Raw genomic sequence first — 13359 nt, forward strand, 5'->3', positions numbered from 1 at the left:
ATCGCCAGGGTCGCCGGCGACTGGCCCGCCACCCGCTGGGACGAGCTGATGCCGTGGAACTGGGTGCCCCAGACAGATCAGCCAACAGCCCAAGCCGCATAAACTGCGGTCCTCACGCCACGCTTACCCTTTTTGGACGCCGATTGACAAACCAGCGCGTTCAGCTGCTGCTCCCGGACAGTGATGGCGTTGAGCTCGACCGCGAAGAGGTTTCTGTGGGCATCAAGCTCGTCGAGGTACGAGGCATAACTCCGCGGTAACGATCGCGAGCGAGATTCGACGGTCGCTGCAGGATCGACCGTCGAACCGAAACGTGGACGATCTGTTCCCGTAGCACCTGCTCGCTTGTAACCAGGGCGCAACGATCAGAGGTGAATGCTAACGAAAATACATGATCCAGGGAAAATCGCCTGTTTGGCAGCGATTAACGGGCAAACTCGCGAGACGACTCCATCGCGCCATCATTAACTCGTGGCGCCACGGGGGCTCATCGCGGGTCTGAAACGGAAGGGACACAAACGGGATCTGGTGGATCCTAAGAAAGTCATCCGACGGCGCAGCGAGCGGCCGCACGCTCCGCGCGCCACCTTCGCAGCAGTTCGATCTGCTTTGAGTGTTCATCATCAACGCGCGACGGCTCATACCGAGGGGACGAATCGACCGACAGGATCCGGGATGCTGTCCCCTTGGCTGGCACGACGTTCGCTTGATCCAGGAGTGCGCGCAGCATCTGCCGCCCTCTCACCACGCGGCTCTTGATCGTACCGACAGGAACCTGTTCGATCGTGGCTGTCTCTTCGTAGCTCAAACCCTCGATCCCGACAAATTGGATGCACCGCTGCTGCTCGGGTGTCAGGCGCGGCCACAGGCGGCGAACATCGCCCAATGTCACGACCGATTCTTGATTTGACGCCACCGGAACATCAATGAGTTCGGCGGTCTCGCCTGCCTGTCCCGCACCTTTACGACGAACCTGCGACAAAAAGGAGTTGCGAAGGATACGGAAGGTCCAAGCTTTCAAATTCGTGCCGGCCTCGAAGGACGCACGGCTGCGCCAGGCTTTCAGCACGGTATCCTGAACGAGATCCTGTGCAGCATCGGGATTTCTTGTTAGCGATCGCGCATAGCTCGCCAGCCTGGGCATCAAGTCGCTCAGTGCAGCACCGAAGTCAGACAACTCCTCAGCCGGTACATGCGCTTCGTGATCCGGTTGTTCCGACACGCAAAAGCCCTCGCTCGATCGAACCAGGGTGCGGTTTATACACCGCCTGGTTTACCTGTTCGGAAACGCCCCCTCTCGTGGGTTGTTCCACTTCTCAGCGAGGAGCCGGATACCCGAACAAGCGCGCGAAAGGGTAAGGGTGGAGAGTCGGGTGTGGGAAGGTCGGGCAGCAGGAAGTCAGCGCCTCTGCCTGCTCGAAAACCAAGCCCAGCCTGCAGGCAGCACCGCAGACGCCATCAACATCGCGCCGACAACATCATGGTCGCGCTGAAGGATCGCGCCCGCGACAAGCAGTCCGGTGGACAGAATGTTGGGATCGGCGCGCCGGGGCGATGCCGGAGTTGGGAAAACCGCGCCTCCCTGCAATTCGATCGGCAGCGCACCCGACCGCGCAACCCGCTCGGCGAAGGCCACCAGCTCGGGCGAGGCGGCGGCCAGACGGCCCAGGCTCGTCGCCAGCCGGCGTCCGCCACGCTTTAGGCCGGCTGGGCCGATCCGCTCCCGCAGCAGTTCGCGCGCGATCGGTGCCGCGCGCGCGGCAATGTCAAAGCCGGGATCAAGCCGTCGCACGAATCCTTCGGCGATCAGCAGGGTGCGCAGCAGCAGGGCGAGGTCGGGTGGCAGCGCCAGGCGGTAGGTGCGCAGCAGCGCGAACACGCGGCCGAAGATGTCGGCGAGCTCGATCTGCTGGAGTACCGCCCCGCGGAACTGGTCGATCAGCGCGTCGAGGTCGCGGGTCAGTGCCGGGCGATCGACGTCGGTCTCGCCCGACCATTGCAACAGTACGTCCGTCACCGATCGTGTGTCCTCACCCGCGATGGCAAGGACGAGCGTGACAACCTCGTTCCGCCGGGCGGGACTGAGCACGCCGACCGCCCCGAAGTCGATGAACGCCAACGACCCGTCGGCCAGAACAAACACGTTGCCGGGATGGGGGTCCGCGTGGAACCGGCCGTTGAAGATGATCATCCGCAGCACCGCATCGGCATATCTGCCGGCGACGTCGGCAGCGCCCTGACCCGCCCCGTCCTCACCCGCTCGGTCGAGGATCGCGCGGACCGGCACGCCGTCGAGCCGTTCCTGCACGTTGATCCGGCGACCAACCTGATCCCAGTAGAAGCCGGGCGTGCGAACGCCGAGCGGCTGCAGGAACACGCCGATGCTCTCGCAGGCTGCCGCTTCGGCGCTGAGGTCCATTTCCTGCGACAGGCTCTCAGCGAAGAACCGGAGCAGTTCGTCAGGCTTGAGGCGACGGATCTCCGGTGAGTGTCTCGCGGCGAGCCGCGCAATGCGGCGAAGCAGCCTCAGGTCGGCATCGACGCGTTCCGCGATCCCCGGTCGGCGTACCTTTACCACGACCTCGGTTCCGTCGCGCAGGATGGCGCCATGAACCTGCGCGATCGAGGCCGCGGCGATCGGTTCGCGGTCGAAGCTCGCGAACACGTCCGCGATCGGGGAGCCAAGCGCGGTCAGGATCGTCGGCTCCAGCGCCTCGAACGGCAGCGGGGTCACCCGGTCCTGCAGCGTCGACAACGCGCGCACCCATTCCGGCCCGAGCAGGTCTTCACGGGTCGCGAGCACCTGCCCCAGCTTGACCGCGACGGGTCCAAGGTCTCGCAGCAGCGCGACGACCCGCTCGGGGGTACCGACGTCCACCGGCTGCTCCGAACGACCGGGCAGCAGGCCCAGGCGCGAGGCGAGCCCGTTGAAGCCATGGCGCCCCATGATCTGGAGGAGCTCGGCCAGGCGCGCGCGCTCACCGATCTGAGGTTCGTCGTCGGTGGTGGGCATCAGGCGCTGCAACCATCCGCCTCGCGCGGACGGCAGCCATCGAGGAACAGGTCGATACCGCGAGAGATACGATCACGTGCGGCATCGTCGTACGCGGGAGGAGACAGCCCGAGCGCTGCGCGGCGCATGGGTGCGACCACTACGAGGGTGACGAACTGCTCGGCGGCAAACACCGGGTCTGCCAGCGATAGCTCACCCTTTGCATCGGCATGGGCGAGGATCGAGGCCACCCACTGCACGGCCCGCTGGTAGCCGAAGTCGTGGATGTTTGCCGCAAGCGCTGGAAAGCGCACGGCCTGCGCGATGACGACGCGTTCCATGGAGGTGATCCGCGGCGTCAGCAGCCACTCAAGCAGACGATCGGCGATTACGCGAAGCCGCGATCGGATGTCGGGTTCGTCGCTGCCGGAAGGTTCGAGCGCGCGCAGCTGCGTATCGATCTCGTCGAGGATCACCGCCTCGAACACGCGGGCCTTGCTGCCGAAGCGCGCGTACAGGGTTCGCTTGGAGATACGCGCCTGTTCGGCGATCATGTCGGCACTGGCGCCGTCAAACCCGTGTGCGAAGAACATCTCGCGGGCGCTCTTGAGGATATGCGAGGTCAGGCGAAGCGCATCCTCGGTCGTGGGTCTGCCCATCTTCCTGGGCCGACCTTTCTTTTCGTTGTCGCTCAATCTCGTTCTCCTGGATCGACGGTAGCCTGATCCGGACAGGTTGACGAGAAATCACGCCGAGAGGGTCGCTTGCTCGCCTGCCAGCTCGATCTCAGCCCAAGGCTGTGCTTTTGTATCGCCGTCGCTCAATCCTGTGACGTTGGCTTGTAGACGGGAAGAGACGCAGCACCCACGCCCAGTCCCTCCTGATCGATGCGAACGGCCGTATCCCTGACAGCACCGACCTTGTTCCTTGCTGAACGAATGGTCTCACGCAGTTGAGCCTGTTTGGCAGTCGTGCCGCGGATCGCGGGTCGAACCGCCTCAACGCGCGCCACAAATCGCTCGGCTCCGTCTCGAGCGTTCACCAACGTGCGGTTCGCTCTCGCGAGAACGGTCGCGCTGCGTTCGTCCACTGCCGCTCTCAGCTGTTGGGCGCTGTCGCGGGATCGCTGCAAGGCGTCGCCCACGGCAATCACGCGGCCGCGCGCACCGGTGAGAGCATCGGACGCTGCTCCGGCTTTGTCTGCCCAACCGGCGGAACTTTCCGCAAGCGCCGCCAGTCGATCGCTGGCCCGCTGCTGCTGAGCGGCGTCGAGGTTGCGAGAAACAGAATCCACGGTGCGGCTGATCTTTTCGACCAGTGCGACGGGGTCCCCTCCGCCGCCAAGGAGCCCGCCTTCCTTGGCGGGAATGACGGGAAGCTCGGTGTCGCTCGCCGCAACGATCGGGGGCGCACCAGATGTAGCGCCGTCGAGGCTGATGTTCGCGGTGCCGGCCAGTGCCGATCTTGCGATCGACGCTTTTACGCCTGCGACGATGGGGATCCGCGGGTCAAGGCTGACGGTGACGAGAACCGCTGACGGGTCATCCTTATCGAACCGTATCGATGTGACATGACCGGCCGGTACGCCCGAGAAGGTCACCGGCGACCCCTTCTCCAGGCCGGCAACGCTCCCGGTGAAGCGGATCATATAGGGATTGCCGTCTCCATCGCGTGCATCAAACAGCCACAGGGTGAAGATCAGGAGCGTGCCAAGCAGAAAGCCGGTCACTACGAGCACCAGGAATTTGTTCGACCGCGTTTCCATGCGAGACCATAACCATTAAGAAGCAGGACCATATATGTAAACCGTACCGTTTCCCAGGTGGCTGGAGCAAAGGCGGCCTTTTAAGCTGGCAAGGCCTGATCAGGACGAGGATGGAATCGTGGCTGGAGACTGGAGCCTGCAACCAGGCGACATACCGTGGGGCAACAGGCTTGGCCTGGAGCTGGTTTCGATCGGCGATGGCCTCAGCTCGCTACGTGTCGGTTGGCGTGAGGAGCTGGCGGACGACGACGAGACTTTAGCAACGGGCGTGTTGACGAGCCTTATCGATCAGGCCTGCGGCGTTGCTGTAATGTCCCGACTGGGAAGGCGATTGGCAATCTCGACTCTCAACCTGAAGGTGGACCATGTGCGGTCCCCCGAGGCGAGATGCTCCGCGACAGCGTGGGCGCATTGTTACGACGCCACCGAGCACCGTGCGTTCGTACGGACCGAAGTCTGGGATACCGATCCTTCTCACCTGATCGCGACTGCCCAAGGCGTCTTTTCGATCAATCGGGCTGTCGGGTCATGAGCGGCTTCGCGCAGCTGCTAGGCTCCACGATTTCGGAGAGCGGTGACGCCTTTGTTTTGACGCCAGTGGAATACATGATCGGCAACCCCCTCCTTCCCGCCTTGCATGGCGGAGCTGTGGCATCCTTTCTCGAAGTGGCAGCGAAGCGTGCCCTTGCACGCCAACTTCCGCATGGGCACGTCCCGAAGCTCATCAGCGTGAACCTCCAGTTCCTTGCCTCTGCTCGGCCCGATGCCCTTGTCACGACGCCTAAGGTCAGGCGTGTCGGGCGTCGGATCGCAGTCGTTCACGCCGAAGCATTCCGCCGCGGAGATCCCGCGGCTGTATGCTTCGCGCAGCTTGAGTTTGCTGTGCACGAGCCCATCAGAGTGGGTGGCAATGCCGACCGACACACACTATGATACGGCTTAGTTTACATACGATAGGGTTGCTGGGTGGCTGACGAGCAGGCTGAAGATCGAGGCGGCGACGCGCAGCATGACCACTCGGACGCAAATTCCCAGCAAAAAGCCGGGTCAGAGGACGGTTCCGAGGAGAAGAATGGCGAAAAGAAGCCCTCGCTTCTCGAGCGCTTTCCGATCATCCGCTACGTCCTCATCGCCGCGCTCGTTGCGGGCATCCTCGCGGCGGTCGTCTGGTACCTGAACTACCGCGCGAGCGGCCAATACCTGCAGTCGACCAACAACGCCTATGTGCGCGCGGACTTCGTGACCGTTTCACCGAAGGTGGGCGGCTATGTCGAGCGAGTGCTCGTCGCCGACAACCAGCCTGTCGGCCGCGGCCAGCTGCTTGCCGTCCTCGATCCTCGTGACTACCGCGCCAATGTCGAACAGGCGCAAGCTCAGATCGCCGCCGCCGGCGCCAACATTACGACTGCGCGCCGGACGCTTGACGAACAACAGGCCACTGTCGCTCAGGCCGCCGCCCAGGTTGCGAGCGCCGAGGCTGCCGCCGCAGCGGCAGAGAACGAGGTAAGACGCTACGAACCCCTTACTCGGACAGGAGCGGAATCGCGTGAGCGTCTGGCAAACCTTGTCCTTCAGCGTGATCGAACCGCCGCAGAGCTGCGCGCGCAGCGAGCCGCCTACCTCGCCGCCCGTCGTAGTGTCGCGACGCAAGCGGCTCGCATCGGCCAGGCGGAGGCGCAGCGTGGCACCGCGCAGGCGCAGCTTGCGCGCGCCTCGACGGACCTCGGTGCGGTCGAGATCCGCAGCAGCATCGACGGCATTGTCGCCGACAAGGCGGTCCGGGCCGGGCAATATGTCCAGCCGGCGACCCGGCTGATGTCGGTGGTGCCAGTCGATCAACTCTACATCGAAGCCAATTTCAAGGAGACCCAGGTCGCACTGATGCGCGTCGGGCAACCCGTGACCATCAAGGTGGATGCACTGGACGGCGCCGAACTGCGCGGCCGGGTTGCGAGCTTCTCGCCAGGCACGGGCGCGCAGTTCTCGCTCATCCCGCCCGAGAATGCGACCGGGAACTTTACCAAGATCGTTCAGCGAGTGCCCGTGCGGATCAGCATTGAAGCCGGGCCGGAGGCGCGCCGGGTGCTGCGTCCCGGCCTGTCGGTCGAGGTCACGGTCGACACGATCAGCGCAAAGGGAAGTCGTGACCGGATCGAGCAGGAAACCGAGCGGCTGAAGCGCGACGAGACGCAGGGCTCGCGCTGATGGCGTCCGAACGCGCCGGCCTGCGCGACTGGCTCGCCGTTGCGGCGGGCACGATCGGGTCGTTCATGGCGCTGCTCGACATCTCGATCGTCAATGCGGCCTTGCCCACCATTCAGGGCGAGATCGGCGCGAGCGGCACCGAGGGCACCTGGGTCGCGACCTCCTATCTCGTGGCAGAGATCGTCATGATACCGCTCAGCCCCTTTCTCGTGCGCCTGTTCGGCCTGCGCAACTTCCTTCTGGGGGCAGCGGTCAGCTTCACTGGCTTTTCCATCGTGTGCGGGATCTCGACGACGCTGCCGATGATGATCGCTGGCCGCGTGGGCCAAGGCTTCACCGGCGGTGCACTGATCCCGACCGCCATGACCATCATCGCGACACGGCTGCCGCCGTCGCAGCAGCCGATCGGCACCGCCGCGTTCGGCGGCACCGCAATCCTTGGTCCGGTGCTCGGGCCGATCATCGGCGGTTGGCTCACCGACAATTACAGCTGGCATTACGCCTTCTTTCTAAATGTGCCGGTCTGTGCAGGGCTTGTCCTCCTCCTGCTGTTCGGGCTCAAGCACGAGCATCTGCGGCTCGACCAGCTACGCCATGCCGACTGGTTCGGGATCGCGGGACTCGCGATCGGCCTGGGTGCGCTCACCGTCATGCTCGAGGAGGGGCAGCGCGAGATGTGGTTCGAGTCCGCCATGATCGTGAAACTCGCGATCGCCACGGTCTTCGGCTTCGCGCTCATCACGATCGGACAGGTCCGCTCCGCGCATCCCGTGCTCAAGTTGTCGCTGATCTTCAGCCGCTCCTTCGGTAGCGTATTCGTCCTCAGCCTCATCATCGGCGTCGTGCTCTACGGCGTGACCTTTCTCATCCCCCAGTTCCTCTCGTCGATGGCGGATTATAGCGCGCTGCAATCGGGCAAGGTGGTCTTCGTCTCCGGTATCCCCGCCCTGATGCTGATGCCGTTCCTGCCGCTAGCGTTCAAATATCTTGACGTTCGCCTGGCGGTTTTCGTCGGCATGACGCTGATCGGCGTCAGCTGCGCCATGGACTGGCACCTCACCGCGCAGTCGGCTGGGGGCGACCTGACGGGTTCACAGCTCGTCCGGGGCTTCGGGCAGATCTTCGCCATGATGTTCCTCAACCAGGCAGCGATCAGCGCTGTAGCACCCGAGGATGCTGGTGATGCGTCCGCGCTGTTCAATGCGGGGCGCAATCTCGGCGGATCGATCGGCCTTGCCATGATGGCGACCCTCCAGGACCGGCAGACCTTTCTCCACTTCAATCGGCTGGGCGAAACGGTGTCGGCCAATGCAGCGACCACGCAGGAATGGTTCGCGAAGGCTATGGCCATGCCGTCCGGCGAAGCCGGCGCCTATCGGCAGCTTGCGGGTCAACTCCTGGAGCAGTCCACCGTTATGGCCTATAATGACCTGTTCTTCGCGCTCGGCGTTGCGATCGCGGTCACGACGCCGCTGGCACTGTTCCTCCGCCCGATCTCCTCCGACACGCAGATGGCGATGCACTGATGAAGCGACTCAGCTGGGCCATTCTGCCCGCCCTCCTGACCGGATGCGTCGTCGGGCCCAACTATGGAGGGCCGCCGGGCGTCGCGAGTGGGGAGCGCTCCGGATCGACATTTCGCCGCGCAGATCAGGCAGTCACGTCACCGCAGCTCCCTATCGCACGCTGGTGGGAAGGCATGGGCGACCCGCAGCTCACGACCCTGGTCAACCGCGCGCTTGCCTCCAATCCGGACGTGGCGATCGCCGAGGCGCGCATCCGCAAGGCGCGCGCCAGCTTGCGCGAACAGCGCGCGAACCAGCTTCCCACCGTGTCGGCGTCAGGCACTGCGATCGTCGCCGATCTTCCCGCAGGCTCGCTCGCGCTGCCGACGCAAGGCGAGCAATCCGATCGTATCAGGGCCGAGTTCTATAATGCCGGCCTGGACGCATCGTGGGAGATCGATCTGTTCGGCGCGCGACGCCGCGCTGCCGAAGGTGCCGAGGCCCAGGCTCAGGCGGCCGAAGCCAATAAAGCTGATGCGCAGGTTCGTCTGTCGGCGGAGGTTGCCCAGAATTATGTGACTCTGCGCGAACTTCAGCAGCGCCTGATCCTGGCTCGCCGCTCCGCGCAGCTTCAACAGCGATCACTCGCCCTGCTTCAACAGCGCGAACAACGCGGTGCATCGTCGCGCGACGAGGTGGTTCGGCTGAAGACCGAGCTGACCCGCACGGAGGCCGGGCTGTTGCCGCTCGAGGGACAGATCGCGACCACGCTCGACCAGCTTGCCCTGCTCACCGGCGACGAGCCCGGAACACACGATGCCTTGCTGTCCACTCCTGCCCCGATCCCGATGATCCCAGGAACTGTCGCGATCGGCGACCCGGCCGCGATGCTGCGACGCCGGCCTGACATTCGCGCAGCCGAGCGGCAGCTGGCGGCATCGAACGCGCAGATCGGGGTCAACGTCGCCCGGCAGTTCCCATCGGTCAGCATTATGGGGATCATCGGGCTCGGTGGTCCCAATATCGCCGATGTGGTTGATCCTGACAGCGTCGCGGGCCTGCTCCTGCCGCGGATCAGCTGGAGCTTTCTCGACTTCGGCCGTAATCGTGCCCGGGTCGAGCAGGCGCGGGCTGACCGAGACGAGGCGGAAGCACAATACCGCAAGGCGGTTCTCGGCGCGCTGTCTGATGCTGAAACCAGCCTGACCCGCTTCGGCAATCAGCGCCGTAACCTGTTTTCGTCTGTCGCGAGCCGTAACGGTGCCAGACAGTCAGCGACCTATGCCGGGCAGCGATATGCACAGGGAGCGATACCGCTGACCACGTCCATCGATGCCGAACGCGCGGCGCTGGCTGCCGACCAGTCAGTGCTGGAAGCGACCGGCGAACTTGATCGTGCCTTTATCGCCCTCCAAAAGGCGATGGGACTTGGATGGAGCCAGCAGTGACAGTCTTGCAGCGATGCGAGGGGAGGGCACCGACCGCGTGACGGCTCCGCTTCTGCCGCCTCCTGCCCAGTATCTGCGTGATGACGCGATCAGGGGAGGAATGGATCTGATGTTCTTTGCCCACAGATCCCATCTGGCGCATGCCGACGCCGAGCTGGCAACGCGTACCCTCGGACGGGCGCATCACCGCGCCCTGTACTTCCTCGGCAGGTACCCGGAAATCTCAGTCAGCGAACTACTGGACGTTCTCTGCGTCACAAAGCAATCGCTCGGCAGGGTAATGCGGGATTTGATAGACCGCGGGCTAGTCTGCGGACGTGTCGGGGAGCGCGATCGACGGCAGAAGCTGCTGTCGCTCACCGACGAGGGACGTGCGCTCGAGCACGCGCTGTTCGAGGAGCTCAGGCGTAACATGGCGAACGCGTATCAGGCGGCAGGAGAGACAGCCGTCACGGGCTACTGGATCGTAATGCAGCATCTCATGCGCGGTGAAGCACGGGACCAGTTCCGCAGGCTGCACTCCCGTCAATAATCGCCATAAACAGGTACCGGACCAGGTCTAAAGGGGGCTTCATCGACCTGGCCCGGTGGGTATCACCTATCCTGCAAGCCCGGAGGGAGTAAGCGACTTGCCGGTGGTGAGCTCGTTTTCCAGCACCGGGACCGCGGTGCCGGCGACCTGCTGCAGCGCCGGGTCGGTCCCGTCCTGCGCGTAACCCTTGTGCACGGCCCAGGCGGCCTGCTGAACCTGCGCGGACTGCGTCAGATACAGATTGTCAAAGGCGCTCTTGGGCGCCTTCTGGAGCAGCTTGAGGAGGGCAGCGCGGTCGGCGGACAGGCTCGAGGACGGCGCCTTGATCGTGCGCTGATCATTCTTCAGCGCCGCCAGCAGCGCCTTGTGGCTGCTCTGCGTTTCCGCCAGCACGCGCTTTGCATAGGCCTTGACGTCGTCTCTCTGCGCGCGCGTCGCGGCAAGCTGCGCGGCCTTGATCTGGTAAAGGTTCGCATCGGCCGCAGCGAGCACGTAATTGGGTCCGCTCTGGCTCGCGATCGGCGAGACGCCGACGTCAGCGCTGGTCATTGTTCCCGAAGTGGCGGGCGAAACGGCCTGCGCCAGCACTGGTACCGGCGCCAGGGTGAGCAGCGCAGCGACAATCGCAATCTTCATCGAGGTTCTCCGTTGGTGTTGTCAGGCATTGACCGAAATCAACGGGTCGAGCGATAAGGAAACGGAACGGTTCCCTTTCTTGCGACGCACCTCGGCGCTCTGCTGGAGAGGTGGCCGCTCGGACGTCTGGAGGTACGCGGCGATGATGAACATGGCGGCTCTTGAAGCCGTTCCAATGCCGGTTAAGTCGAAATCTGAAGCGGCAGACCGAATTGCGAGGTTTTCCTTGCGCAAAAGCGACGTCTCCCGCGCCTCGATCGTGTTCGCTCTGCTCTGCGTTGCCATCCTCACTGGCTGCGACCGAACTCCTCGCGAGGCGCCTCCGCGAGCGAAGGACACGATCAGCGTACCGCCGCAGACCTCCACCATCGACGTGCCGATCGTCGCGGACCTGGGCAAGCTGGCGGCAACTCTCGAAAAGGCGGTTCCGCGTCGCCTTTGGTCAATCGACAAGCCGGAGCAGACCTGCGTCCCGCCGAAGAAGGTCAAGATCCTCTTTGCGAGAATTAAGACGCCCGCGATCCGGTGCCGCATCACGGGCACCGTAGTCCGAGGGCCGTTGGTGCTGGAGGGCTCGGGCAAAACGATCACCGTCACCATGCCGCTTCACGCCGCGATCAGCGCCCGGGACGTGGGAGGCGTGCTCAGCCGGGAAACAGCCGAGGCGGACGCCCGCGTTCGGGCAGTAGCCAGGCTCGACATCGCCGGCGACTGGTCGCCGCGCGCAACGGTATCGATCGCCTACGACTGGACCGACGAGCCGCACGTCGACTTCCTGGGCCAGCGTATCGAGTTCACCAGCAAGGCCGACGCCAAGCTCGCCGGCGTCGTCGCGCGCCTGGAGCACACTCTGCCGCAGGAGCTCGGCAGATTGCAGCTGCGCGAGCAGATCGCGCAGGTGTGGGGCGCGGCGTTCACCTCCGTCCAGCTGAACCGGGCGAACCCGCCGGTGTGGATGCGGATCACTCCCCGACAGTTGAGCTACGGAGGCTACACTATTTCGCGCAATCGGGTGAACCTGGCGCTGGGGCTGACGGCGGGGACGGAGACCTTTGTCGGCGATCGGCCGCCTGATCCGCAGCGCCAGCCGCTCCCCGCCATGACGCGCATGCAGCCTGGACCCGGCCGCATCCTGTTCGCCATACCCGTCATCGCCGACTATCGTCAGCTGGAGCCGGTGCTCGCAAAGGCATTGGTGAAGCGTTCCCGCCGCCCCTTCGAGGTGCCCGGTGTCGGTGCGGTGCGCGCGCAGTTTTACCAGGTGACCATCTACGGCACGACGGGCGGCAAGATCGCGGTCGGGCTCCGCTTCAGTGCGGCAGCCGAAGGCGGGGAGCCTTCGCGGGGCACGATCTGGCTTACCGCCACGCCGCGCAACGCCGTCAATGATCGCCGTGTCGCGTTTGACGATCTCACCGTCGCAGGTGTGACCGACTCGGTCCGAACAAGCCTGCTTCTGAAGCTCGTCAACGCCCCCGGCATCTCCAGCACCGTGTCCGCCGCGCTGACGCAGAACTTCGAAAAGGATTTCGACGAGCTGCTCGCCAAGATCACCCGTGCGATCGACGAGAAGCGGATCGGCGACCTGATCGTGCGCGCCCACATCACGGACGTGCGCACGGGCCAGCTGAAGGCGGCGGGGCAAGGCGTGTACCTTCCCGTATGGGGGCGCGGCACGGCCACGATCCGCCTTGCTCCACGATAGAGGACGCCCGACCTCACGACGGCAACCGGCACGGACCGGCGCATTGCCCTTGCATCGGCCTGGCGGCATGTCTCCATCCCATGAGAACTCGTATAAAGATTTGCTGCATCGCCTCGCCGGATGAAGCGCGGATCGCGATCGCCGCGGGGGCGGATGCGCTGGGGCTGGTAGCACGCATGCCCTCTGGTCCCGGTCCGATCTCCGACAGGGCGATCGCAGAGGTGACGGCGCTCGTGCCACCGCCGGTGGCCACCTTCCTGCTGACATCCGAGACGACCGCCGACGCCATCTCCGCCCATGTCCGCGCGACCGCTCCGTCGGCGGTCCAGATCGTGTCGCACATCGATCCCGCGGAGTCGGGCAAGCTGGCAGCGCTGGAGCCGCACGTCCGCCGGATACAGGTCATCCACGTCGAAGGGCCGGAAGCGCTACAGCTGATCCCGGCCTATGAGCCTTGCGTTCATGCCTTCCTGCTCGACTCCGGCAGGCCCAACGCCCCGGTCGCTGAGCTGGGCGGAACCGGCCGCGCGCATGACTGGGCGGTCAGCGCCGCTTTCGTCCGTGCGACCGA

The 13359-nt window shown here is 64.7% G+C and carries 13 protein-coding genes and 1 pseudogene; 8 read left to right on the forward strand and 6 right to left on the reverse strand.

The window, feature by feature from the left end; genetic code table 11:
* Positions 1-544: 544 nt before the first annotated feature.
* The 4 genes from HBH26_RS19780 to HBH26_RS19795 form a co-directional block, all read right to left on the reverse strand.
* Complete coding sequence (locus HBH26_RS19780; protein ID WP_225883563.1) at positions 545-1222, reverse strand: sigma-70 family RNA polymerase sigma factor; 678 nt, start codon at positions 1220-1222, stop codon at positions 545-547.
* A 177-nt stretch (positions 1223-1399) separates the two neighbouring features.
* Complete coding sequence (locus HBH26_RS19785) at positions 1400-3025, reverse strand: ABC1 kinase family protein (RefSeq protein ID WP_239024950.1); 1626 nt, start codon at positions 3023-3025, stop codon at positions 1400-1402.
* Positions 3013-3687 carry a TetR/AcrR family transcriptional regulator gene (locus tag HBH26_RS19790; protein ID WP_225883562.1) on the reverse strand — a complete coding sequence of 225 codons (675 nt, stop codon included), beginning with the start codon at positions 3685-3687 and terminating at the stop codon, positions 3013-3015. Before HBH26_RS19790 ends, HBH26_RS19785 begins: the two co-directional genes overlap by 13 nt.
* 125 nt (positions 3688-3812) lie before the next feature.
* Positions 3813-4757: an MlaD family protein gene (locus HBH26_RS19795; RefSeq protein ID WP_114688872.1), complete on the reverse strand. Its 945-nt coding sequence runs from the start codon at positions 4755-4757 to the stop codon at positions 3813-3815.
* Positions 4758-5025: 268 nt separating this feature from the next.
* On the opposite strand from HBH26_RS19795, the gene HBH26_RS21340 reads away from it, so the two are divergent.
* The 6 genes from HBH26_RS21340 (at position 5026) to HBH26_RS19825 (ending at position 10447) form a co-directional block, all read left to right on the forward strand.
* The gene (locus tag HBH26_RS21340; protein ID WP_420825004.1) at positions 5026-5289 is read left to right on the forward strand and encodes a PaaI family thioesterase; all 264 of its coding nucleotides are present in this window, start codon (positions 5026-5028) and stop codon (positions 5287-5289) included.
* A 74-nt stretch (positions 5290-5363) separates the two neighbouring features.
* Positions 5364-5690, forward strand: coding sequence for a PaaI family thioesterase (locus HBH26_RS21345; RefSeq protein WP_202096533.1), 327 nt, complete (start codon positions 5364-5366; stop codon positions 5688-5690).
* A 33-nt stretch (positions 5691-5723) separates the two neighbouring features.
* Complete coding sequence (locus HBH26_RS19810) at positions 5724-6962, forward strand: HlyD family secretion protein (RefSeq protein ID WP_168136313.1); 1239 nt, start codon at positions 5724-5726, stop codon at positions 6960-6962.
* A complete protein-coding gene (locus HBH26_RS19815; protein ID WP_114688868.1) occupies positions 6962-8488 on the forward strand; it encodes a DHA2 family efflux MFS transporter permease subunit in 1527 nt (508 codons plus the stop codon). Before HBH26_RS19810 ends, HBH26_RS19815 begins: the two co-directional genes overlap by 1 nt.
* Entirely contained in the window at positions 8488-9915 is a 1428-nt protein-coding gene (locus HBH26_RS19820) for an efflux transporter outer membrane subunit (RefSeq protein WP_083949046.1), read from the forward strand. Before HBH26_RS19815 ends, HBH26_RS19820 begins: the two co-directional genes overlap by 1 nt.
* A 100-nt stretch (positions 9916-10015) precedes the next feature.
* Positions 10016-10447 (forward strand): MarR family winged helix-turn-helix transcriptional regulator, encoded by a 432-nt coding sequence (locus tag HBH26_RS19825; protein WP_096362248.1) that lies wholly within the window; start codon positions 10016-10018, stop codon positions 10445-10447.
* 66 nt (positions 10448-10513) lie between these two features.
* Here the strand turns inward: HBH26_RS19825 and HBH26_RS19830 are convergent, their stop codons facing one another.
* Positions 10514-11083, reverse strand: a complete 570-nt coding sequence (locus tag HBH26_RS19830) for a DUF4142 domain-containing protein (RefSeq protein WP_066516399.1) — start codon at positions 11081-11083, stop codon at positions 10514-10516.
* Positions 11084-11104: 21 nt separating this feature from the next.
* On the reverse strand, positions 11105-11236 hold the full coding sequence (locus HBH26_RS21110) for a hypothetical protein (RefSeq protein ID WP_275402992.1): 132 nt from the start codon (positions 11234-11236) through the stop codon (positions 11105-11107).
* On the opposite strand from HBH26_RS21110, the gene HBH26_RS19835 reads away from it, so the two are divergent.
* Positions 11226-12788, forward strand: a complete 1563-nt coding sequence (locus HBH26_RS19835) for a DUF4403 family protein (protein WP_231923442.1) — start codon at positions 11226-11228, stop codon at positions 12786-12788. The genes HBH26_RS21110 and HBH26_RS19835 overlap by 11 nt on opposite strands.
* A 221-nt stretch (positions 12789-13009) precedes the next feature.
* Positions 13010-13359, forward strand: a pseudogene (locus HBH26_RS19840) (phosphoribosylanthranilate isomerase); the annotation flags it as partial.

It is taken from the genome of Sphingomonas corticis (assembly GCF_012035195.1).
In the GTDB taxonomy this organism is placed as follows: domain Bacteria; phylum Pseudomonadota; class Alphaproteobacteria; order Sphingomonadales; family Sphingomonadaceae; genus Sphingomonas; species Sphingomonas corticis.